Here is a 251-nt window from a genome sequence, read left to right on the forward strand (position 1 = left end):
GTCTACTACACAATTAAGTAGGCTTGATTATAAAGTTGCAAGGAGAAGTTATGCTTGATTGTGTAGAATGCGAATTTTCGTATGATGAAGAACAAAATGAAGAGTGCCCTAGGTGTATAGAATTGTCACAAGATAGACCTGAACTTGTTGCTGTAGCAGCAATAACGTCTCAATTCATCACTCAAGCTGGTAGCTCTAGTTTAGACAGTAAAATTGGTGAGCTTTGGCCTGAAAGTGATGGAGTTTGTTAT

At 37.8% G+C, this 251-nt stretch carries 1 protein-coding gene; it reads left to right on the forward strand.

Going from position 1 to position 251, the window contains the following annotated elements; translation table 11 throughout:
- Window positions 1-50: 50 nt before the first annotated feature.
- A partial coding sequence (locus AAEZ08_RS23255) for a hypothetical protein (protein WP_500125225.1) occupies window positions 51-251 on the forward strand: 201 nt, incomplete at its 3' end.

The sequence above is a fragment of the Pseudomonas sp. E45-MNA-CIBAN-0222 genome, assembly GCF_040310405.1.
Lineage (GTDB): Bacteria > Pseudomonadota > Gammaproteobacteria > Pseudomonadales > Pseudomonadaceae > Stutzerimonas > Stutzerimonas stutzeri_AC.